The following is a 21,626-nucleotide window of genomic DNA, read 5'->3' on the forward strand; positions in this document are numbered from 1 at the left end:
CGTCGACGCGCTCAGGCCGGGACGAGCCAGAGCAGCAGCAGGTAGACCACCGGCGCCGCCGGCAGCAGCGAGTCGAGGCGGTCCATGACCCCGCCGTGACCGGGCAGCAGCGTGCCCATGTCCTTGATGCCGAGGTCGCGCTTGAGCATCGACTCGGACAGGTCGCCGAGGATCGCGACGGCGACGGTGACGACCCCGAGCAGGACCCCGCCCCACCACGGCCCGCCCAGCGCCAACGGCAGGGCGATCGCCCCGGCGAGGGCACCGACGACGACGGAGCCGGCCGTCCCCTCCCACGACTTCTTCGGGCTCACCGACGGCGCCATGGGGTGCTTGCCCCACAGGACCCCCGCCGCGTAGCCACCCACGTCGCTGGCCACCACGAGGATGACGAAGACGAGAACCCGCCAGGGCCCCTGGTCGGCGGCCAGCATGAGCATCGCGAAACCGGCCAGCAGCGGGCCGTAGCTGACGATGAAGATGCCGCCGGCGACGTCGCGCACGGCGGGGACGGTGGTCACCGCCCCGTGGTCGCCGCCGTCACCGAGCAGGCGGTAGACGATGACGGCGAAGACCGTGAGCGCGTAGGCCACGAACAACGTCTCGCCCCCGCCGAGGTAGGCCCCCGGCACCATGGCCAGGGTGCCCGCCACGGGGGGCAGGACCGGGACCCGCAGGTGGCGCGCGCGGAACGCCCGCACCACCTCGACGCAGCCGTAGAGCACCGCGACGCTGGTGAAGACGACGAACGCCTCACGCCGGATGAACAGGCTGGCCACGACCACGGCACCGAGGCCGACGCCGATGCCGATGGCGGCGGGCAGGTTGCGGCCCGCCCGCCGGGGAGCCCTGGGAGGGTGGGGGGTCCCCGTCGTCGGGGTCCCCGTCGTCTCGCCCGTCACGTCGCGCCTCGCGTCCCCGTCGCTCAGACGGCGAGCAGTTCGGCTTCCTTGTTCTTCAGCAGGTCGTCGACGGCGTCGACGTGGCGCTTGGTGACCGACTCGAGTTCCTTCTCCGCCCGCGCGACCTCGTCCTCGCCGGCCTCACCGTCCTTGACGATGCGGTCCAGCTCCTCCTTGGCCCGACGGCGCACGTTGCGCAGCGAGACGCGGGCGTCCTCGGCCTTGGTGCGCGCGATCTTGATGTAGTCCTTGCGGCGTTCCTCGGTCAGCTGCGGCAGCACGATCCGGATGACGTTGCCGTCGTTGCCCGGGTTCACCCCGAGGTCGGAGTTGCGCAGGGCCTTCTCGATCTCGGTCATCGCCGCCCGGTCGAAGGGGGTGATGAGCACCGAGCGCGCCTCGGGGATCTGGAAGCTGGCCAGCTGCTGCAGCGGGGTCGGCGCACCGTAGTAGTCGACCATGATCTTGTGGAACATCGCCGCGTTGGCCCGGCCCGTCCGGATGGCACCGAAGTCGCCCTTGGCGACTTCGATCGCCTTTTCCATCTTCTCCTCGGCCTCGAGGAGCGTGTCGTCGATCACGGGTGGTCCCTTTCGTCCTGCGTCCGGCGCGTGCTGTCCGCCTGTGGTGCCGTCGATCCGCCCGGCGGGCTCAGTCGGCGATCACCTGCGTGCCGATCCTCTCACCCCGCAGGGCGCGCGCCACGCCCTGGCCCTCCATCCCGAAGACCATCATCGGGAGGCGGTTGTCCATGCAGAGGCTGAAGGCCGTCTGGTCGATGACGCGCAGGTTCTTGCGCATCGCCTCGGCGTAGCTGATCGTGTCGATCTTGGTGGCGTTCGGGTCGGTGCGCGGGTCGCCCGTGTAGACACCGTCGACACCGTTCTTCGCCATGAGGACCACGTCGGCGCGGACCTCCAGCGCCCGCTGGGCGGCGACGGTGTCGGTGGAGAAGTAGGGCATGCCGGCACCCGCGCCGAAGATCACGACGCGGCCCTTCTCCATGTGCCGGATCGCGCGGCGCGGGATGTACGGCTCGGCGACCTGACCCATCGTGATGGCCGTCTGGACGCGCGTGGAGACGTCCTGCTGCTCGAGGAAGTCCTGCAGGGCCAGGGCGTTCATCACGGTGCCGAGCATGCCCATGTAGTCGGCACGGCTGCGTTCCATCCCGCGCTGGGACAGCTCCGCGCCGCGGAAGAAGTTGCCGCCACCGACGACGATGGCGACCTGCACCCCCTGCTTGACGGGCCCGGCGATCTCGCGGGCCACCTCGGAGATGACGTCGGGGTCGACACCGACCTGACCGTTGCCGAAGAACTCGCCCGAGAGCTTGAGGAGCACCCGTCGGTAGGCCGGGCGCGGTTGCACGGTGCCGGCTTCGAGGTCGACGGTCAGGCTCGGCTCGCTCACGCGGTGGCTCCTCGGGGGGTGCAGGGGTCGGTCGGCGGTGTCGGGGCAGTCTGCCCCAGACGCGGTGCGCGGGTCACGCTCAGTGACCCGCCACTGGTCCGGACGGGACGCCCGGACGCGCGAACGGGGCGGGGAGACCCGACTCTCGTCGGGCTCCCCGCCCCGTCCACGTCACTGCGGTGGTGCTCAGGCGCCGGCGCGGAAGCGCGCGAACGACGTGACGTTCACGCCCGCCGCGGCCAGCAGCTTGGTGATCGTCGTCTTCGGGTCCTTCGCGAACGGCTGCTCCAGCAGGACGTTGTCCTTGAAGAAGCTGTTCACGCGACCCTCGATGATCTTCGGCAGGGCGGCCTCGGGCTTGTTCTCCGCCCGCGAGGTCTCCTCGGCGATGCGGCGCTCGCTCTCGACCTTCTCGGCCGGGACCTCGTCGCGGGTGAGGTAGACCGGGCTCATGGCCGCGGCGTGCATCGCCACGTCCTTGCCGACCTCCTCGTTGGCCCCGTCGAGGGCCACGAGCACACCGATCGTCGGCGGCAGGTCGCTCGCCGTGCGGTGCAGGTAGGCGGAGACGTGCGTGCCCTCCACGCGGGCCACGCGGGCCAGGACGATCTTCTCGCCCATCGTCGCGTTGGCCTCGTCGAGGACCACCTGCACGCTCTTGCCGTCCAGCTCCGAGGCCAGCAGCGACTCGGCGTCGGTGGCCTTGACGGCCACGGCCTGGTCGAGCACCTGCTGGGCGAGGGCGACGAAGCCGGCGCTCTTGGCGACGAAGTCCGTCTCGCAGTTGAGCTGGACCATGACGCCGAGACCGGTCTCGGTGTGCACGACGACCAGACCGTTGGAGGCGTCGCGGTCCTCGCGCTTGGCGACGCCCTTCTGGCCCTTGATGCGGAGCAGCTCGATGGCCTTCTCGACGTCGCCCTCGGACTCCACGAGCGCGTTCTTGCAGTCGAGCATGCCCGCGCCGGTCTTCTCGCGCAGCGCCTTGACGTCAGCGGCGGTGTACGCAGCCACGGTCGTTCCTCTCGTCGTCCATCGGGGTTCTCGGGTGGAGCGGACGCGCGGACGCCCCGGGCCTCACGGCCCGGGGCGTCACCACAGGCGTCCTGTGTCAGGTGCTGCGGGCCTCAGGCCTGGGCAGCGGCTTCGGCGGGCTCGGCCGCAGCGTCGGCCTCGGGGGCAGCGTCGGCCTCGGGGGCGGCGTCGACCTCGGGCGCTTCGGCAGCGACCTCGGCCGGCTGGCCCTCGGCGGCTTCGGCCTCGGCGGCCTCCGGAGCGGTGGAGGCCTCGGCGGTGGCCGTGGACTCGGAGCCACCGGACTGCTCACCCTCGCTGCCGGCGAGCAGGTCCTGCTCCCAGGCCGCGAGCGGCTCGGTGTCGGACTCCGACTTGCCACCGTGGCGGACCTGCAGGCCCGCAGCGACGGCGTCGGCGATGACGCGGGTCAGCAGCGTGACGGAACGGATCGCGTCGTCGTTGCCGGGGATGCGGTAGTCGACGTCGTCGGGGTCGCAGTTGGAGTCGAGGATCGCGACGACGGGGATGTTCAGCTTCTTCGCCTCGTCGACGGCGAGGTGCTCCTTGTTGGTGTCGACGATCCACACCGCGGAGGGGACCTTGGTCATGTCGCGGATGCCGCCGAGGGTCTTGGTCAGCTTGGCGTACTCGCGGCTCAGGACCAGCAGTTCCTTCTTCGTGAGGCCGGAGGCGGCCACGTCGTCGAAGTCGACCTCTTCGAGCTCACGCATGCGCGCGATCCGCTTGGAGACGGTCTGGAAGTTGGTCAGCATCCCGCCGAGCCAGCGCTGGTTCACGAAGGGCATGCCCACGCGGGCGGCCTGCTCCGCGATGGACTCCTGAGCCTGCTTCTTGGTGCCGATGAAGAGGATGGAACCGCCGTGGGCGACGGTCTCCTTCACGAAGTCGTAGGCGCGGTCGATGAACGACAGCGACTGCTGCAGGTCGATGATGTAGATGCCGTTGCGCTCCGTGAAGAGGAAGCGCTTCATCTTGGGGTTCCAGCGGCGGGTCTGGTGTCCGAAGTGCACACCGGACTCGAGCAGCTGGCGCATCGTCACGACGGCCATGGGTGGTCCTCCTCGTGTCGGCCCCGCTCGGGGCCGATCGGTTCGTCCGCAGCGTGCCGGTCGGCTCGCCGCGCCTGGTCCTCGTGGCGCACCCCACCACCCGGTGGACCGGGTGGACCGAAAGGGTGCTTCCCCCTGCGTCGGAGCAGGGAGCGGGGACGCGATGTCACCCTGGACGCGGCACCGAGGTCGGGAGTCCGAGGACTCCGCTGCCACGGAGCGCGTACCGGGTGCCCCCGTAGTCTACGACGCGTGAGCACTGGTCTCGACCGCGGCGCGTCGGCGCCCTCCCCGGCCCCCGCGACGACTCCGGCGGGGAGTCCCGTGGTCTCCCGCATGCGACGTTTCGGGCCGACGATCTTCGCCGAGATGTCCGCGCTCGCGGTGCGCACCGGGGCGGTCAACCTGGGGCAGGGCTTCCCCGACTCCGACGGCCCCGCCTCGATCCTCGACGACGCCGTCACCGCGATCCGCTCGGGCCACAACCAGTACCCGCCGGGCATCGGCGTCCCCGCGCTGCTCGAGGCGGTCGCCGAGCACCAGCGCCGCTTCTACGGGCTCGCCCTCGACCCCACGTCGGAGGTCCTGGTCACCGCCGGGGCCACCGAGGCGGTCGCCGCGAGCCTGCTGGCGCTGTGCGAACCCGGCGACGAGGTCGTGGTGCTCGAACCGACCTACGACTCCTACGCCGCCGTCATCGCCCTCGCCGGGGCCGTGCAGCGCTCGGTGCCCCTCCTCCCCGGTCCCGACGGGTTCGTCCTCGACCGCGACGGGCTGCGGTCGGCGTTCTCCGAGCGCACGAGGGTCGTCCTGCTGAACACCCCGCACAACCCGACCGGGGCGGTGCTCTCCGCCGAGGAGGTCGCGGCCGTCGCCGCCCTGGCCGTCGAGTTCGACGCCGTCGTCGTGACCGACGAGGTGTACGAGCACCTGGTCTTCGACGGCCGCGTCCACGTCCCCGTGGCGACCCTGCCGGGGATGGCCGAGCGGACGCTGACGGTGTCCTCGGCGGGGAAGACGTTCTCCGTGACGGGCTGGAAGGTCGGCTGGGTCAGCGGCCCGGCGCCGCTGGTCGCCGCGGTCCGCACCGTCAAGCAGTTCCTCACCTACGTCAACGCCGGCCCGTTCCAGCCGGCGGTCGCGGCGGCGCTGGCACTGCCGGACTCCTTCTACTCCGAGCTCGCCGGCGACCTGCAACGGCGGCGCGACCTGCTCGTCGCCGGGCTGCGCTCGGCCGGGTTCGCGGTGTCCGTCCCGGCCGGGACGTACTTCGTCGTCGCCGACCCGCGACCCCTCGGTCACTCCGACGGCACCGCGCTGTGCCGCGAACTCCCCCACCTGGCCGGGGTCGTGGGGGTCCCCGTGTCGGCGTTCTGCGAACCGGGGAGCGTTGCCGCGCAGGCCGTCGAGCCGCTGGTCCGGTTCACGTTCTGCAAGTCCGACGCGGTGCTGGAGGAAGCCTGCGACCGGCTGCAGGCCCTGCGCTCGCGGTGAGCCTGCGCGAGACGCTGCGGGCGGAACGGGCCGACGCGGCGGTGCGGGCGGCCGGGCTGGAGCGAGAGCTCGCCAGTGCGCTGGAGGCGGCCGCCGAGGGCACGGCCGACGACGAGCACGACCCCGAGGGCTCGACGACGGCGTTCGAGCGGGCTCAGGTCGCGGCCGTGCTGGCGCAGGTGCGCGAGCGCCTCGACGCCCTCGACGACGCGCTCGCACGGGTCGGGGACCCGGGGTTCGGCACCTGCGCGGTCTGCGGGCGGGCGATCGCCCCGGAACGGCTCGCGGCCCGGCCGTGGACCACGACGTGCGTGGAGTGCGCCGGACGACGGTGACGACGACCCGTGCACAGGGTCGCGCCGTCCACAGACCACGCCCGGCCGGTCCGCCGGGACGCTCGACGGGGTGCTCGGCGGGTGAGGCTGTCCCGGTGCTGCCCTCCGCCGTCCCGACCGGTCTCGTCGCGTTCGCCTCGGCGGTGGGGCTGGCCGGGGGGATGGCCGGGGTGGTGGTGACCACCGTCCCCGCACCGGCGTCCCCGCCGACGACGCTCGCGGTCGTCGGGTCCTGGGTGTGGCCGGTGGAGCCGCCGCGGGTGCTGCGGGAGTTCGAGCACGTCGGTCGCTACGAGGCGGGTCATCGCGGGGTCGACCTCGCCGCGTCCCCCGGCCAGCCGGTCGTCGCCGTCGACGGCGGGACGGTCACGTTCGCCGGGTCGGTGGCCGGCCGGGAGGTCGTGGTGGTGCTGCACGCCGACGGACTCCGGACGACCTACGAACCCCTCGCCCCACTGGTGTCGAGCGGGGACGGGGTCAGGGCCGGTCAACCGCTGGGGACGCTGTCGGGGCCGGCGCACTGCGCGACCGACTGCCTGCACCTCGGCCTGCGCGACGGTGACCGCTACCTGGACCCGCTGGGCCGGTTGCGGGCCGCCGCGCCCGTCCTGCTGCCGCTGGGTCGGCCGTGAGCTGCCGCCGTGGGCTACTCCGCGTCGGAGAGCTTGCCGCGCAGCTGCAGGACGGCCTTGGTGTGCATCTGGCAGATGCGGGACTCGGTGACCCCGAGGACGCGACCGATCTCGGCCAGGGTGAGGCCCTCGTAGTAGTAGAGCGTGACGACGATCTTCTCCCGCTCGGGCAGCTGGTTGATCGCCCGGGAGAGGAGGAACTTCGTCTCCTCCTTCTCGAAGGACTGCACCGGGTCCTCGGCCTTGGTGTCCTCGAGGGTGTCGACCAGGGAGAGCTTGTCGCCCTTCTCCCCCGAGACGCTGAGGAGTTCGTCCAGGGCCACGACGTTGACGTAGGACACCTGGCTGAAGATGTGGTGCAGGTCGCTGAGGGCGATCCCCATCCGTTCCGCCACCTCGACCTCGGTCGGGGTGCGGTGCAGCTCACCCTCGAGGGAGGCGTAGGTGCGTTCGACCTCACGGGCCTTGCTGCGCACCGAGCGCGGGATCCAGTCGATCGCGCGCAGCTCGTCGATGATCGCGCCACGGATGCGGGAGATCGCGTAGGTCTCGAACTTGATGGCGCGCTCGATGTCGAACTTCTCGATGGCGTCGATGAGCCCGAAGATGCCGTAGGAGACGAGGTCGGCCTGCTCGATGTTGGGCGGCAGCCCCACCCCGACGCGACCGGCGACGTACTTCACCAGCGGTGAGTAGTGCATGATCAGCCGCTCGCGGACCGCGGGATCGGCGTCCGACTTGAACTCCTCCCACATGGCCCGCAACGCCGCTTCGGCCTGCTCCTGCTCGGGGGTCTGCGGACCCTTGCGGGAGGTGAAGCGCGCGTTGGCCTGCGGTCGACCCGCCGGGCGGTTCTCGTCGACCGGCGCCCCGTTGCCGGCCGCGGCGTCCGCGGCGGCCTCCACGGCCCGGTTGGTCTTCTGGTCGGCCTCGGTCGTTCCGGCGGTGTCGATGGTGCGCTCCTGTCCATCCTCGACCACGCGCAGGTCGGAACCGGTGCTGTGGTCCGTCTCCTGCGTGGTGGCACGCTCTCGGCCCGCTCCTGAGTCCACCGTGGTCCTCCCCCGGACGGTCAGGCCCGGGGGTGGGCCTGACGGTGCGATCTCCGCAAGCGGTCCACGGAGACGTGCGTGTAGATCTGCGTCGTTGACAGCGTAGCGTGACCAAGCAACTCCTGTACGCTACGAAGGTCAGCTCCTCCGTCCAGCATGTGCGTCGCGGCCGCGTGCCGCAGACCGTGCGGGGAGATCGCCGAAGGCCCCGGCAACGCCGCCGTCGCCCGGTTCACCACGGCCCGCACCTGACGCTGGTCCACCCGCCGGCCCCGGCGCCCGAGGAAGACGGCCGCACCGGACTCCGGTCCCACCAGGCCCGACCGCCCCTCCTCCAGCCACCTGCGCACCGCGTCCCGCGCCGGCACCCCGAACGGGACGACCCGCTCGCGGTCACCCTTGCCCAGCACGCGGGCCGTGCGCTCCCCCAGATCGACGTCGTCCGTGTCCAGGCCCACCACCTCCGCGACCCGACAGCCCGTCGCGTACAGCAGCTCGAGCAGCGCACTGTCCCGCAGCACCAACGGATCCCGCTGCGGCGCAGCGTCGTGCGCCGCGGCAGCCGCCGTGTCCAGGACTCCCGCCACCTGGCTCGCGCCGAGCACCCGGGGCAGGTGCTGGGCCCGCTTGGGCGCCTGCAACCGCAGACCCGGGTCCCCCGGCAGGCGACCCGATCGGTGCGCCCAGGCCGTGAACGTCCGCGCCGCCGCCGCCCGCCGCGCCAGCGTCGACCGCGCGTGGTCCGCGGCGGCCCCCGCCAGCCACGCCCGCAGGTCCGCCAGGCCCAGCACCGTCAGGTCGAGGGTCCCGTCGTCGTCGACCGGCACGGTCAGCTGCAGCAGGTCCCGCACGTCGGAGCAGTAGGCCCGCACGGTGTTCGCCGACGCGTTGCGCTCCGCCCGCAGGTGGGCCGCGAAGGCGTCGAGCAGCTGCTGGGGGCTCTCGGAGCGGACGGGTGACACCCCTGCACCGTCACCCGTCCGGCCGATCCGTGCAACCACGCCACGCGCGCCGGCCGCGTCAGGGGACTCAGTCCCCCTTGACGTTCACCACCTGACGCAGCGTGTGACGCACCTCCACGAGGTCCGCGGCGTCGGCCATGACCCGGTCGATGTCCTTGTAGGCGGCCGGGATCTCGTCCAGGAAGGCATCGGTGTCGCGGTACTCGATGCCCTTCATCGCCTCCCGCAGCTCCTCGTGGGTGAACCTCCGCCGGGCCGCCGACCGGCTGAACTCCCGCCCCGCGCCGTGCGGGGAGGAGTCCAGCGAGAGCCGGTCGCCCTTGCCCACCACGACGTAGCTCGCGGTGCCCATCGATCCCGGCACCAGTCCCGGTCGTCCCGCGTCGGCCCGGATCGCCCCCTTGCGGGAGAGCCAGACCTCACGGCCGAAGTGCCGTTCCCGCTCGGTGTAGTTGTGGTGGCAGTTGATCCGCTCCTGCTCCACGACCGCCTCCCCGAGGAAGTCGGAGAGGCGGGCCGCGACCCGGTCCATCATCTCCTCGCGGTTGAGCAGGGCGAACTGCTGCGCCCAGCGCAGGTCCGCGATGTAGTCGTCGAACTCCGGGGTCCCCTCGACGAGGTAGGCGAGGTCACGGTCGGGCAGCTCGATGAACCACTGCGCGCACAGCCGCTGGGCGACGGCGATGTGGTGGGTCGCCAGCTTGTTCCCCGGACCGCGGGACCCGGAGTGCAGGAACAGCCAGACGGCGTCGGTCTCGTCGAGCGACACCTCGATGAAGTGGTTCCCCGAGCCCAGCGTGCCCAGCGCCGTCCGCCACCGGGGGGCCAGCGACTCCCGGAACTCCGCGCGGTCGGGGTGCAGCGCCCCGAGCTCGGCGACCCGCGGGCGGGCGGTCGCCGAGACGTCGCGGTTCGCGGCCCCGGCCGAGAGCGGGACGCTGCCCTCGATCGCCTCGCGCAGCACCGAGAGGTCCCGGCCCGCGAGGTCGTCGGCGCGGAACTGGGTGCGGACCGCGATCATCCCGCAGCCGATGTCCACCCCGACGGCCGCCGGGATGATCGCCCCGTCCGTGGGGATGACCGAGCCGACGGTCGCCCCCTTGCCGAGGTGGGCGTCGGGCATGAGCGCGATGTGCGGGAACACGAAGGGCATCGTGGAGGCGGTCTCGGCCTGCCGGCGCGTCTTCTCCTCCAGGATCGACGCCCAGTTCACCAGTTTGCCGTTCAGCCGTTCCACGACGGTTCCCTTCCACTCCTCGTCCGGTGATGAGTCTGCGCGGCAACGATTCCCGCGCCAGGCACGAGGATCGACGGTACCCGCCGCGCTCCGGGGTTCCCAGGGGTTTTCACCCCGCCACCCCCGAACGCCAGCCGTCGGCGTCCCGCACCGCGACCCCGGCGAGCTCGAGGCGGCCGAGGACGGACTGGACGAGCGGCAGGTCGAGGCCCGCCTCGCGCGCCAGCCGCTCCAGGCCGTGGCTCCCCCGGCGCGGCAGGCACTCCGCGACCCGGAGTTCCTCGCGGTCCAGGCCGTCGAAGACCCGTCGCTCGACGCTCGGCACGGCCACCTCCTCCCGGCCGAGCTCGCCGAGGAGTTCCGCGACCTCGTCCGCGCTGGTGACGCAGACCGCCCCGCGCTCGCGCAGCAACCGGTGGCAGCCCGCCGACGCGGGCGAGGTCACCGGCCCCGGGACGGCCCCGACGGGTCGCATCAGCCGCTCGGCCCGATCCGCCGTCGAGAGCGCGCCGGAACGCCACGCGGCCTCGACCACGACCGTCCCGCTGGTGAGCGCCGCGATCAGCCGGTTGCGTTCCAGGAACCGCCAGCGCGTCGGGGTGGAACCGGGCGGGACCTCGCTGACGAGGGCACCGCGTTCGGCGAGACGCGCCAGCAACGCGGCGTTGCCCGGCGGGTAGCTGCGGTCCACCCCGCAGGCCAGCACCGCCACGCTGACGCCGTCGACCGCGAGCGCCGCCCGGTGGGCCGCGGCGTCGATCCCGAACGCTCCGCCGCTGACGACGGCGAAGCCCCGGTCGGACACCCCCGCGGCGAGTTCGGAGGTGACGTGCTGGCCGTAGGCGGTGGCGGCACGGGCGCCGACGAGGGCGGCGCTGCGGGCGGTGACCTCGCGCAGGTGCGCGGGTCCGCGGACCCACAGGCAGAACGGTGCGCCGAGGGGTCGTTCGCCGGTTCCGTCGTGGTCGAGGTCGGCGAGGCGTTGCGGCCACTCGTCGTCGCCGGGGACGAGCAGTCGTCCACCGGCCGCGCGGACGGTGGCGAGGTCGGAGGCGGGGTCGACGTCGGGCAGTCGGGTGCGCCAGCGGTCGGGTCCGCGTCCGGTGAGCACGGCCTCGAGCGCGGTGACGGCGCCGACCTCGGCGACGAGGTGGGCGGCGGCCGCGTCACCCGGTTCGGCGAGGCGGCTCCAGGTGGCGCGGGCGAGGCGTTCGTCCGCCAGGGCGGCCCGCAGGACGCTGGGCACGCGACCCGTCGCGGGGAGGGCGTCCTGTCCCGGACCGGGACGGCGGTTCACGCGCCCGCTCCGACGATCAGGGTCCCGCGCAGGGCGAGAGCGCGTCCGACGTCGTCGCGGTCGGGTGCGTCGGCCCCGCGCAGGTCGGCGACGGTCCACGCGACGCGCAGCACCCGGTCGACCCCGCGCAGGGTGAGGACCCCGCGGTCCAGGGCGCGGTCGAGGTCGGAGGTCACGGCGGGGGGCAGCCGCAGGGGGCCCCGCAGCAACGGGCCGCGCAGTTCGCCGTTGGTGGCGACGTCGTGACGGCGCAGCCGCTCCGCCTGGACGGCGCGCGCGGCGGCGACCCGGGCGGCGACGACGGCACTCGACTCCCCGGGGCGGCCGTCGGCCACCTCGGCCCGGGTGACCGCCTGCACCTGCAACTGCACGTCGACGCGGTCCAGCAGCGGGCCGGAGAGCTTCGCGGCGTAGCGGCGGCGGGCCTGTGAGCTGCACGTGCAGTCCAGGCCCTTGCCGGTGCTGCGCCCGCAGGGACAGGGGTTGGCCGCCAGCACGAGCTGGAACCGGGCGGGGTAGCGGGCGGCACCGCGGGTGCGGTGCAGGACGAGCTCGCCCTGCTCCAGCGGTTGGCGCAGGGCGTCGAGGACGCGGGCCTCGAACTCCGGTGCCTCGTCGAGGAAGAGGACCCCGCGGTGGGCGCGCGACACCGCACCGGGCCGCGGGATCCCACTGCCGCCGCCGACGACGGAGGCCACCGACGCCGTGTGGTGGGGGTCCTCGTAGGGCGGGCGGGTGATGAGCGCCGTTCCGGCCCGACCGCGCAGGGTGCCGGCGACGGAGTGCACGGCGGTGACCTCGAGGGCGGACTCCTCGTCGAGGTCGGGCAGCAGCCCCGGCAGACGGGCCGCGAGCATCGTCTTGCCCGCTCCCGGGGGACCGTTCATCAGCAGGTGGTGGGCGCCGGCCGCGGCGACCTCCAGCCCGAACCGCGCCTCGGGCTGGCCGACGACGTCGGCGAGGTCGAGGACGCCCCCGGGACGCCGCGGTGCGGGAGGCGTGAACGCCCGCGGCGCGTCCGGGAGTTCCAGGGCCGGGTCGCCGCGGTAGTCGGCGACGAGTTCGGCCAGCCACCGGACCCCGCGGACGCTGATCCCGGGCACGAGGGCGGCCTCCTCGGCCGTGGCCTCGGGGACGACGACGCGCCGGACCCCGGCGCGGGCGGCGGCGAGCACCGCGGGCAGCACGCCGTCGACGGCGCGGACGCTGCCGTCCAGGCCGAGTTCCCCGAGGTGGACGACCTCGGCGGAGGGTTCCGGCGGCAGGACCCCGGCCGCGGTGAGCGTGGCCACTGCGACGGCGAGGTCGAACCCGCTGCCGGTCTTGGGCAGCGTCGCCGGTGAGAGGTTGACGGTGATCCGTTGCTGGGGCAGCGGGAACCCGGAGTTCGCCGCGGCCGCGCGGACGCGGTCCTTGGCCTCGTGCAGCGAGGCGTCGGGCAACCCGACGAGGACGAAGGCCGGCAGCCCGGTGGAGATGTCGGCCTCGACCTCGACGAGGTGGCCGTCGAGGCCGACCAGGCCCACGGCGAGGGAGCGCGCGAGGGCCATCAGAACACCCCGCGGACGTGCTGGACCCGGGCCGGTCCCCGCGGCGGGAGGGTGACCGCGACGACGTCGAGGCGCACCTGCCCCGGGTGGACGCCGGGGTGGGCCTTGAGCCACTCCCCGAGGAGGCCGCGCAGGCGGGCGACCTTGTCGGGGGTGACGGCCTCCAGGGCCGTGCCGGCGCTCTCGCTGCGGCGGGTCTTGACCTCGCACACGACGAGGCAGTCCCCGTCCCGCGCCACCAGGTCGATCTCACCGAGCCGGCACCGCCAGTTGCTCTCGAGGACCGTCATCCCGGCCTCGGTCAACCGCCGGGCGGCCACCCGTTCCCCGTACTGCCCCACGGCGTCCTTCGCGCGCACGTGCACCACCTCCGGCGAGAAGGGTGCGTGCCGGGGAGGGCGGGCGTGGGCCGGGCAGGACGCCGGTGTGGACAACGTCGGCGCGGGGCGTCCTGTGGAGACGGCGGCGTCAACGGCCGTCGCGTCGGGAGCTGGGACGCGCTCCGACGACCCCCCGGCAGCGGAGCGCGTCTCGCCGGTCCATCGGCACCAGCGGCAGAAGTGTTACGGATCGGACCATCCACCGCGCGGATGGGCGGTCCCGCGCCTCAGCGGTCGCGCAGCTCCGGGGTGTCCGGCACCTCGATGTCGCGCTTCTGCAGCTCCTCGACGTTGACGTCCTTGAACGTCACCACCCGCACGTCGCGCACGAACCGGGCCGGACGGTAGACGTCCCACACCCACGCGTCGTGCAGGGTGACCTCGAAGTACGTCTCGCCGTCGGCCGTCCGCACCTGCAGGTCGACCGAGTTCGCGAGGTAGAAGCGACGTTCGGTCTCGACCACGTAGGAGAAGAGCGACACGACGTCCCGGTACTCGCGGTAGAGCTGAAGCTCCATCTCGGTCTCGTAGTTCTCGAGGTCCTCGGCGCTCACGGGACCATCATGCCTTCCGCGACAGCGTGGTGTCGGAGGTGAGGTCCGAGAGCGCGTCCTGCGCGTCGGCCTGCGCGGGCACGGCGGCCCCGAGACCGGGCAGGCGCCAGCTGCGACGGTGCTGCTCGCAGCTGCCGTGGACGACGAGCGCCTCGAGGTGGTCCGGTGCGCTGTAGCCCTTGTTGCCGGCCCAGCCGTAGTGCGGGAAGTCCTCGTGGCGCGCGGTCATCACCGCGTCCCGGGTCGTCTTGGCCAGCACGCTGGCCCCGGCCACCGCTGCGCACGACACGTCGGCCTTGATGCGGGTGGTCACGGGTGGCGCCGCGCAGGGCAGCAGCGTGGACGGGCCCTCGAGCTCGTCGAAGAGCGACGCGTCTCGCGGGTCGCTGAGCCAGTCGTGGTTGCCGTCGAGGATGACCAGGTCGGGCAGCACCGGCAGCTGCGCCAGCGCCCGCCGGCCGGCGAGACGCAGGGCGGCGATGATGCCGATGGCGTCGATCTCGTCCGGTTCGGCGTGCCCGACGGCCGAGGCGACCGCCCAGCGGGCCACCTTGGGCGCCAACGCCTCACGCGCGGCGGGGCTCAGCAGCTTGGAGTCACGCAGCCCGAGGGGCGCGGTCCGGGTGTCGGCGTCGACGACGAGCAGCCCGACGCTGACCGGTCCGGCCAGCGAGCCGCGGCCGACCTCGTCCATCCCCCCGACGAGGGTGTGGCCCTCACGCAGCAGCTGCCGCTCCAGACGCAGCGACGGCGGGACGGAGGGTGAGGGTTTGCGCGGACGTGGCGCGGCGGGGCTCACGAGATCCCCGCTTCGCCGCTGACCTGGTCGAAGTCGGACGGGGTGGACAGCCACGCCCAGTGCGAGACCGGCCAGACGATCGCGTAGGCGCGCCCGACGACGAGGTCGAGCGGCACGAAGCCGTCGTGGGGCTTGTCCTGGTTGTAGCGGGAGTCGGCCGAGCGGGCGCGGTTGTCCCCCATCACCCACAGGTTCCCGCTGGGCACGGTGACGTCGCACATCGGCTCACCCTGCGACGTCGAGGAGACGTACGGCTCGTCGATCGCGGTGCCGTTGATGGTGACCGTGCCGTCGGGCGCGCAGACGACGTGGTCGCCGGGCAACCCGACGACGCGTTTGATGAGGTGGTCGTCGGAGTCCTCGGGCAGCAGACCCACGAACGTCAGGGCCTTCGCGACGACGGTGCCGACCGGCCCGCGCTCGGTCGGCGCGGTCTCGTCGAGCCAGCCCCCCGGGTCGGCGAAGACCACGACGTCCCCGCGGTGCAGGTCGAAGGGTCCCGGCGTCAGCTTGCTGACGATCACCCGGTCACCGACGTCGAGGGTCGTCTCCATCGAGATCGACGGGATGAAGAAGGCCTGCAGCAGGAACGTCTTGACGACGAGGGAGACCACGAGGGCCACCACCACGACCAGGACGACCTCCTTGACCGCGGCGAGCACCCCACCGACCGCGGAACGCGGCGCGCCCGGGGGGCGCTGTGCCGAGTCCTGCACGGCGTCGCGGTCCGCGGTCACGAGCCGCTCCCCCGCGCGACCGTCCCGAGGGAGCCGAACGGCCAGGTGACCGCGACCACGCGCCCGATGACGTCGTCGACGGAGACCGTCCCACCACCGGGCGAGCCGAGGTGCGAGCGGGAGTCGACGGAGTCGCTGCGGTGGTCACCCATCAACCACAGCCTGCCCTCGGGGACCTCGATGTCGAAGGGGAGCTCGCTGGGCGCGTCCCCCGGGTAGAGGTACGGCTCCTCGAGCGGGACCCCGTTGACCAGTAGCCGGCCCTGCGCGTCGCAGCAGGTGATGCGGTCCCCCGGCAGCCCGATGACGCGTTTGACGTAGTCGGACTCGCCGGGCCGGAACCCGAGCAGCCCCGCGGCGGCCGCGCCGACGGCGGCCAGGCCCTGGGGGTCCGGCGGCGCGTCGTTGAAGGTCCCGGTGCCGTCGAAGACGACGACGTCGCCGCGCTGGACGTCCGCCGCGTCGACGCGCCAGACCAGGACCCGTTCCCCCGGTTCGAGGGTGGACCGCATCGAGTCGGAGGGGATCGAGAACGTCTGCACCAGGAACGTGCGCACCAGCAGGACGAGCAGCAGGGCGATGGCCAGCACGAGGACGGCCCGACCTCCCCGGGAGCGCTGCCGCCCGCTCGTCTGGGGCGGCTGGGTGGTCGTCACGGAGCTCCTGCCTGGCGGGGTCGTCACCGCGGTCGCAGGGGTCAGCGAGGCGGCTGGGCGATTGTAGTCAGCCGTGACGGGGCCCCGCCCCGAACGACACGAGCCGGGCCCCGCGAGAGCGGGACCCGGCTCGGGTGCTTGCTGCTGAGGTCAGCCGCGGGGCTCGCGACGTTCCTTGATCTTGGCGGCCTTGCCGCGCAGGTCGCGCAGGTAGTAGAGCTTGGCGCGCTTCACGTCACCGCGGGTTACGACCTCGATCTTGTCGATGATCGGGGTGTGCAGCGGGAACGTGCGCTCCACGCCGACGCCGAAGCTGACCTTGCGGACGGTGAAGGCCTCACGGATGCCGCCGCCGGTGCGACGGATGACGATGCCCTTGAAGACCTGGACGCGGGAGCGGTTGCCCTCGACGACCTTGACGTGGACGTTGAGGGTGTCGCCGGCGCGGAAGTCCGGGACGTCGGTGCGCAGGCTGGCCGCGTCGACGTTGTCGAGCAGGTTCATGGTGGTACTCACTTCCCCTGGTGACGCCACAGGTCATCGCTACAGGCATCTGGTCCCGTGACGGGTGCTCCGGCGGGGCTCGCCCCCTGTGGCAGGCGCACCCTCCGCTGCCCGAGGGCAGCAGTCACCGGCCGTCACGGCTCGTTGGTGTCGACCCAGTCTGCCACAGCGGCGGGCTCGACCTGGAATCCGTGATCGCCGGGGGTCCAGCCGAGCTCGGCGAGGACGACGAGGTCGCGCCGGTCGCAGCGCGCGGGGTCGAGGCGGGCCAGCACGTCGGGACGGCGGGTCGCGGTGCGGCGCAGGGCTTCGTCGCGTCGCCAGCGGTCGACCGCGCCGTGGTTGCCGCCCGCCAGGACCGCCGGCACGTCCAGCCCCCGCCACGAGGCGGGTTTGGTGTAGGCGGGGTGCTCCAGCAGCCCGTCGTGCTCGGGGGCGTGGCTCTCCTCGGTCAGGCTGGCGGCGTTGCCGATGACCCCGGGCAGCAGCCGGGCCACGGCCTCGGTGATCGCCAGGACGGCGACCTCGCCACCGTTGAGGACGTAGTCGCCCAGGGAGACCTCGCGCACCCGGATGCGGGTGCCGTAGTGCTCCACGACCCGCGCGTCGATGCCCTCGTAGCGGCCGCAGGCGAAGACGAGCCACGGCTCGGCGGCGAGCTCGACGGCCGCGCGCTGGCTGAACACCTCCCCCACCGGGGAGGGGACGACGAGGACGGGGCCGCGCGGGTCGGCGCCCTCCGGCGGGTCGGTGAGGATCGCGTCGAGCGCCTCGCCCCACGGCTCGGGCTTCATCAGCAGACCGGCGCCGCCACCGTAGGGCGGTGCGTCGACGGTGCGGTGACGGTCGTGGGTGTGCTCGCGCAGGTCGTGGACCCGGACGTCGAGCAGACCCTCCGCCTGCGCCTTGCCGATGAGGGACAGCTGCAGCGGCTGCAGGTACTCCCCGAAGATCGTGACGACGTCCAGCCTCACTCCTCGGGCTCCCCCGGGAGCTCGACGAACAACCCGCCCGGCGGGGACAGCAGGACCTTGCCGCGCTTCACGTCGACCTTGGGGACGAGCGCGGTGACGAAGGGGACGAGGACGTCGCGGCCGTCGGTCCCGGTGATGACGAGGACGTCCTGCGCACCGCCGGTGAGCAGGTCCTTGACCGTGCCCAGCGGGGTGCCGGTCATGGTCACCGCGGCGAGACCCTGCAGCTGGTGGGGGTACCAGGCGTCGTCCTCGGGGTCGGCCTCGTCCTCGAGGTCGACGACGAGACGGGTGTTGCGCAGGGCCTCCGACCCGGTCCGGCCCTCGACCTCGACGAAGGTCAGCAGCAGGGTGCCGTTGTGCCAGCGCGCGGTCGCCACCGTCAGCGGCCCGCGGTCGGGGTCCGTGCGCAGGACCGCGCCGGGCGCGAACCGGGTGTCCGGGTCGTCGGTGCGGACCTCGACGGTCACCTCACCGCGGACACCGTGCGGTCGCCCGATGCGGGCGACGACGTACTCCACCTGGAACTCCTGACTCGAAGGGGGAAAGCAGACAGCGCCGGGGTCGCTCGTGGCGACCCCGGCGCTGCGGGTGGTGCTCAGCTCAGCGCTTGTCCACGTCGACGAGGTCGACGCGGACCGGCTTGCCGCCGGCCAGCGCACCGATGACGGTGCGCAGGGCCTTGGCCGTCCGACCGGCCCGGCCGATGACCCGGCCGAGGTCGTCGGGGTGCACGCGAACTTCGAGCAACGCACCGCGAGACAACGTCTTCGACGTCACCTTCACGTCGTCCGGGTGCCCGACGATGCCGCGCACCAGGTGCTCGAGAGCGTCCGCGAGCACGGGCTCAGGACTCTTCGGCCGGGGTCTCGGCAGCGGCGGCGGGCGCCTCGGCCGGGGTCTCGACGACCTTCGCGGTACCGCCGCCGGGGATGCGCGGGGGCTTCGTGTTCGGGGTCGGGACGCGGTAGGTGCCCTCGGCGCCCGGCAGGCCCTTGAACTTCTGCCAGTCGCCGGTGACCTTGAGCAGCGCCGCGACCTGCTCGGTCGGCTGGGCGCCGACGCTGAGCCAGTACTGGACGCGCTCGGACTTGATCTCGATGGTCGAGGGGTCGGTCATCGGGTTGTACAGCCCGATCTCCTCGATCGAGCGACCGTCGCGCTTGTTGCGCGAGTCGGCGATGACGACGCGGTAGAACGGCGCGCGGATCTGGCCCATGCGCTTGAGGCGAATCTTGACAGCCACGGTGTGGGGTGTCTCCCGGTTCTGGTGTGTTGAGCGGAACCCCTCGGTGTGGGGACGCCGAGCGGTGCAACTCATGGACGCGTAGGTCCCGGGTGAGAGGGTCCCTGGACGAACGAGTGCACCGCCATTGTGCCAGAGGGAACAGAGGCCCCACGACAGGGCGCCCGTCAGACGAGCCGACCGCGCAGCACGACCCGCGGTCGGCGCAGCACCCCGAGGTCGGTCCTGGGGTCACCGTCGAGGACCAGGAGGTCGGCGCTCGCGCCCTCGACGAGGGAGTCGTGCCCGAGCCAGGACCGGGCCGACCACGTCGCCGCGTCCAGGGCCGCGGTCCGCGACAGACCGGCCGCGACGAGCTCGTGCAGCTCGTCGACGATCAGCCCGTGCGGCAGGACGCTGCCTGCGTCGGTCCCGACGAAGAGCGGCACCCCCGCCTCGTGCAGCGCGGCGACGTTGTCGTGGCGACGGGCGTGCAGCGCGCGCATGTGCGCCGCGTAGCGGGGGAACTTCGCGGCCCCGCGGTCGGCGATCCCGGGGAACGTCGCGATGTTCACCAGCGTCGGCACCACGGCCACCCCGGCGGCCGCGACCCGGCCCAGGAGGTCTGGCGGGAGCCCCGTCCCGTGCTCGATCCCGTCGACCCCCGCGTCGAGCAGGTCCTCGACGCCGTCCGCACCGAACTGGTGGACCGTCACCCGCGTGCCCAGCACGTGGGCGGCCGCGACCCCCGCGGCCAGCACGTCGGCCGGCCAGCAGGGCGCGAGGTCACCCGTCGAACGATCGATCCAGTCCCCGACGAGCTTGACCCAGCCGTCGCCGCGCCGGGCCTCGACCCGCACGTGCTCGACGAGGTCCTCGGGTTCGATCTCGTGGGCCAGCCCGCGCAGGTAGCGGCGGGTGCGGGCCAGGTGCCGACCGGCGCGGACGATGCGCGGCAGGTCCTCGCGGTCGTCGATCCAGCGGGTCTCCGACGCCGACCCGGCGTCGCGCAGCAGCAGCGCACCGACGGCCCGGTCGGCGAGGGCCTGGGCTTCGCTGACCTCGTCGGGGACCTGCCCGTGCGGCCCGATCCCGACGTGGCAGTGCGCGTCGACCATCCCGGGGAGGACCCACCCGGGGACGGTCGTCGCGACCCCGGAGGGCTTCGAGAACGTCAGCCGGTCCCCCACGACCCACGCCTGTCCGACCACCTCGTCCGGGCCGGTCAGGATCGGCCCGGTGAGGTGGAGGGTCACTGGCCGAGGTACTTGTCGAACCCCTTCGGCAGGTTCAGGTCGGCGGGGTCGAAACCCTTCTCCGGGTCCGGCATCCCGAACGCGGACCCGGGCGCGCTGACCGCCTTGGTGGCGGCCTCCTGCTCCTGCTGGGCGCGCTTGGCGGGGTTGCCGCTCTTGCCCTTCTTGCCCTTGGCCGCGGCGACACGGGCCTTCTGCTTCTTGGAGGCGCCACCGCCACCCATGCCCGGCATCCCGGGGATGCCCGTCCCGCCGGCCATGCCGTTGCGCAGCGAACGCATCATCTTCTGCGCCTGGCCGAACCGTTCGAGCATGTCGTTGACCGAGGAGGTCGTCTGCCCGCACCCGGCGGCCACGCGGGCGCGACGCGAACCGTTCATGATCTTCGGCTGACGTCGTTCCAGCGGGGTCATCGAGCGGACCATCGCCTCGATGCGGTCGAACTCGCGCTCGTCGAAGGCGTCGAGCTGCTGACGCATCTGCGCCATCCCCGGCAGCATCCCGAGCATCTTCTTCAGCGACCCCATGTTGCGGACCGCGTTGAGCTGCTGGAGGAAGTCGTCGAGGGTGAAGTCCTCGTCGGCGGCGAACTTGGCCGCCATCGCCTGCGCCTGGTCGGCGTCGAAGGCCTTCTCGGCCTGCTCGATGAGGCTGAGGACGTCACCCATGTCCAGGATGCGCGAGGCCATCCGGTCGGGGTGGAACATCTCGAAGTCGTCGAGCTTCTCGCCGGTGGAGGCGAACATGACGGGCTGGCCGGTGACCTGGCGCACCGACAGCGCGGCACCACCACGGGCGTCACCGTCGAGCTTGGTGAGCACGACCCCGTCGAAGCCGACCCCGTCGCGGAACGCCTCGGCGGTGGCGACGGCGTCCTGGCCGACCATCGCGTCGAGGACGAAGAGGACCTCGTCGGGGTTGACCGCGGCCCGGATGTCGATGGCCTGCTGCATCATCTCGGCGTCCACACCGGTGCGGCCCGCGGTGTCGACGACGACCACGTCGTAGTGGTGGTGGTTCGCGTGCTCGAGCCCCTGGCGGGCCACCGAGACCGGGTCGCCGACGCCGTTGCCGGGTTCGGGCGCGAAGACGTCCACACCCGCGCGCTCACCGGTGATCTGCAGCTGGTTGACGGCGTTGGGGCGCTGCAGGTCGCAGGCCACGAGCAGCGGGCGGTTGCCGTTCTGCTTGAGGTAGCGACCGAGCTTGCCGGCCAGCGTCGTCTTCCCCGCGCCCTGCAGCCCCGCGAGCATGATCACGGTGGGCGGGTTCTTGGAGAACCGCAGCCGGCGCGTCTCGCCACCAAGGATGGCGATGAGCTCCTCGTTGACGATCTTGACGACCTGCTGGGCCGGGTTGAGGTTCTGCTGCACCTCCAGGCCGAGGGCGCGTTCGCGGATGCGGGAGGTGAACTCCCGCACGACGGGCAGCGCGACGTCGGCGTCGAGCAGCGCCCGGCGGATCTCCCGCACGGTCGCGTCGACGTCGGCCTCGGTGAGGCGCCCCTTGCCGCGCAGCGACTTGAACGTGGCGGTGAGACGGTCGGAGAGCGTGGCGAACACGCCCACAGCCTAACGGTC

At 72.9% G+C, this 21,626-nt stretch carries 25 protein-coding genes; 3 read left to right on the forward strand and 22 right to left on the reverse strand.

All coding sequences use genetic code 11. The features are described 5' to 3' along the window. Positions 1-11 precede the first annotated feature (11 nt). From OG218_RS04745 to rpsB, 5 genes are all read right to left on the reverse strand, one after another. Positions 12-902, reverse strand: a complete 891-nt coding sequence (locus tag OG218_RS04745; RefSeq protein ID WP_328292052.1) for a phosphatidate cytidylyltransferase — start codon at positions 900-902, stop codon at positions 12-14. A gap of 23 nt (positions 903-925) precedes the next feature. Next, complete coding sequence (gene frr, locus OG218_RS04750) at positions 926-1,483, reverse strand: ribosome recycling factor (RefSeq protein WP_328292053.1); 558 nt, start codon at positions 1,481-1,483, stop codon at positions 926-928. 70 nt (positions 1,484-1,553) lie between these two features. Further along, complete coding sequence (gene pyrH, locus OG218_RS04755) at positions 1,554-2,315, reverse strand: UMP kinase (protein ID WP_380161583.1); 762 nt, start codon at positions 2,313-2,315, stop codon at positions 1,554-1,556. A 186-nt stretch (positions 2,316-2,501) separates the two neighbouring features. Then, entirely contained in the window at positions 2,502-3,329 is an 828-nt protein-coding gene (gene tsf, locus OG218_RS04760; protein ID WP_328292054.1) for a translation elongation factor Ts, read from the reverse strand. A 113-nt stretch (positions 3,330-3,442) separates the two neighbouring features. Continuing rightward, positions 3,443-4,402, reverse strand: coding sequence for a 30S ribosomal protein S2 (rpsB, locus tag OG218_RS04765; RefSeq protein WP_328292055.1), 960 nt, complete (start codon positions 4,400-4,402; stop codon positions 3,443-3,445). A gap of 336 nt (positions 4,403-4,738) precedes the next feature. Here rpsB and OG218_RS04770 point away from each other — a divergent pair, with 336 nt between their 5' ends. From OG218_RS04770 to OG218_RS04780, 3 genes are all read left to right on the forward strand, one after another. Next, positions 4,739-5,896, forward strand: a complete 1,158-nt coding sequence (locus OG218_RS04770) for a pyridoxal phosphate-dependent aminotransferase (protein WP_380162472.1) — start codon at positions 4,739-4,741, stop codon at positions 5,894-5,896. Continuing rightward, positions 5,893-6,231 carry a TraR/DksA family transcriptional regulator gene (locus OG218_RS04775; RefSeq protein WP_328292057.1) on the forward strand — a complete coding sequence of 113 codons (339 nt, stop codon included), beginning with the start codon at positions 5,893-5,895 and terminating at the stop codon, positions 6,229-6,231. Before OG218_RS04770 ends, OG218_RS04775 begins: the two co-directional genes overlap by 4 nt. Before the next feature lie 95 nt (positions 6,232-6,326). Then, positions 6,327-6,863 carry a murein hydrolase activator EnvC family protein gene (locus OG218_RS04780; protein ID WP_328292058.1) on the forward strand — a complete coding sequence of 179 codons (537 nt, stop codon included), beginning with the start codon at positions 6,327-6,329 and terminating at the stop codon, positions 6,861-6,863. A gap of 14 nt (positions 6,864-6,877) precedes the next feature. On the opposite strand, the gene whiG is transcribed toward OG218_RS04780, so the two are convergent. The 17 genes from whiG to ffh all read right to left on the reverse strand — a co-directional run bounded on the left by whiG (position 6,878) and on the right by ffh (position 21,608). Continuing rightward, entirely contained in the window at positions 6,878-7,843 is a 966-nt protein-coding gene (gene whiG / locus OG218_RS04785; protein WP_328292059.1) for an RNA polymerase sigma factor WhiG, read from the reverse strand. 92 nt (positions 7,844-7,935) lie between these two features. Continuing rightward, positions 7,936-8,877, reverse strand: a complete 942-nt coding sequence (locus OG218_RS04790; RefSeq protein WP_328292060.1) for a tyrosine recombinase XerC — start codon at positions 8,875-8,877, stop codon at positions 7,936-7,938. A 67-nt stretch (positions 8,878-8,944) separates the two neighbouring features. Next, positions 8,945-10,114 (reverse strand): RtcB family protein, encoded by a 1,170-nt coding sequence (locus tag OG218_RS04795; RefSeq protein ID WP_328292061.1) that lies wholly within the window; start codon positions 10,112-10,114, stop codon positions 8,945-8,947. Between the two features lie 109 nt (positions 10,115-10,223). Further along, entirely contained in the window at positions 10,224-11,411 is a 1,188-nt protein-coding gene (gene dprA / locus OG218_RS04800; RefSeq protein ID WP_328292062.1) for a DNA-processing protein DprA, read from the reverse strand. Further along, positions 11,408-12,961, reverse strand: a complete 1,554-nt coding sequence (locus tag OG218_RS04805; RefSeq protein WP_328292063.1) for a YifB family Mg chelatase-like AAA ATPase — start codon at positions 12,959-12,961, stop codon at positions 11,408-11,410. The genes dprA and OG218_RS04805 overlap by 4 nt, the downstream gene beginning before the upstream one ends. Further along, the gene (locus OG218_RS04810; RefSeq protein WP_328292064.1) at positions 12,961-13,320 is read right to left on the reverse strand and encodes a YraN family protein; all 360 of its coding nucleotides are present in this window, start codon (positions 13,318-13,320) and stop codon (positions 12,961-12,963) included. The genes OG218_RS04805 and OG218_RS04810 overlap by 1 nt, the downstream gene beginning before the upstream one ends. A gap of 248 nt (positions 13,321-13,568) precedes the next feature. Continuing rightward, positions 13,569-13,895: a DUF2469 domain-containing protein gene (locus tag OG218_RS04815; protein ID WP_011981967.1), complete on the reverse strand. Its 327-nt coding sequence runs from the start codon at positions 13,893-13,895 to the stop codon at positions 13,569-13,571. A gap of 7 nt (positions 13,896-13,902) precedes the next feature. Further along, complete coding sequence (locus OG218_RS04820) at positions 13,903-14,694, reverse strand: ribonuclease HII (protein WP_328292065.1); 792 nt, start codon at positions 14,692-14,694, stop codon at positions 13,903-13,905. Beyond that, positions 14,691-15,431 (reverse strand): signal peptidase I, encoded by a 741-nt coding sequence (gene lepB / locus OG218_RS04825; protein WP_328292066.1) that lies wholly within the window; start codon positions 15,429-15,431, stop codon positions 14,691-14,693. The genes OG218_RS04820 and lepB (OG218_RS04825) overlap by 4 nt, the downstream gene beginning before the upstream one ends. Continuing rightward, positions 15,428-16,087, reverse strand: a complete 660-nt coding sequence (lepB, locus tag OG218_RS04830; RefSeq protein ID WP_328292067.1) for a signal peptidase I — start codon at positions 16,085-16,087, stop codon at positions 15,428-15,430. Before lepB (OG218_RS04830) ends, lepB (OG218_RS04825) begins: the two co-directional genes overlap by 4 nt. A 150-nt stretch (positions 16,088-16,237) precedes the next feature. Beyond that, positions 16,238-16,591, reverse strand: a complete 354-nt coding sequence (gene rplS, locus OG218_RS04835) for a 50S ribosomal protein L19 (RefSeq protein WP_011981971.1) — start codon at positions 16,589-16,591, stop codon at positions 16,238-16,240. A gap of 134 nt (positions 16,592-16,725) precedes the next feature. Continuing rightward, positions 16,726-17,565, reverse strand: coding sequence for a tRNA (guanosine(37)-N1)-methyltransferase TrmD (trmD, locus tag OG218_RS04840; RefSeq protein ID WP_328292068.1), 840 nt, complete (start codon positions 17,563-17,565; stop codon positions 16,726-16,728). Beyond that, positions 17,562-18,086, reverse strand: coding sequence for a ribosome maturation factor RimM (rimM, locus tag OG218_RS04845; protein ID WP_328292069.1), 525 nt, complete (start codon positions 18,084-18,086; stop codon positions 17,562-17,564). Before rimM ends, trmD begins: the two co-directional genes overlap by 4 nt. An 82-nt stretch (positions 18,087-18,168) precedes the next feature. Continuing rightward, the gene (locus OG218_RS04850; protein WP_328292070.1) at positions 18,169-18,408 is read right to left on the reverse strand and encodes an RNA-binding protein; all 240 of its coding nucleotides are present in this window, start codon (positions 18,406-18,408) and stop codon (positions 18,169-18,171) included. A gap of 4 nt (positions 18,409-18,412) precedes the next feature. Further along, on the reverse strand, positions 18,413-18,811 hold the full coding sequence (rpsP, locus tag OG218_RS04855) for a 30S ribosomal protein S16 (RefSeq protein ID WP_328292071.1): 399 nt from the start codon (positions 18,809-18,811) through the stop codon (positions 18,413-18,415). 167 nt (positions 18,812-18,978) lie between these two features. Then, positions 18,979-20,046: an amidohydrolase family protein gene (locus tag OG218_RS04860; RefSeq protein WP_328292072.1), complete on the reverse strand. Its 1,068-nt coding sequence runs from the start codon at positions 20,044-20,046 to the stop codon at positions 18,979-18,981. Next, positions 20,043-21,608 carry a signal recognition particle protein gene (ffh, locus tag OG218_RS04865; RefSeq protein ID WP_328292073.1) on the reverse strand — a complete coding sequence of 522 codons (1,566 nt, stop codon included), beginning with the start codon at positions 21,606-21,608 and terminating at the stop codon, positions 20,043-20,045. The genes OG218_RS04860 and ffh overlap by 4 nt, the downstream gene beginning before the upstream one ends. Positions 21,609-21,626: the final 18 nt, after the last annotated feature.

Origin of the sequence: Kineococcus sp. NBC_00420 (genome assembly GCF_036021035.1) — a bacterium.
GTDB lineage: Bacteria > Actinomycetota > Actinomycetes > Actinomycetales > Kineococcaceae > Kineococcus.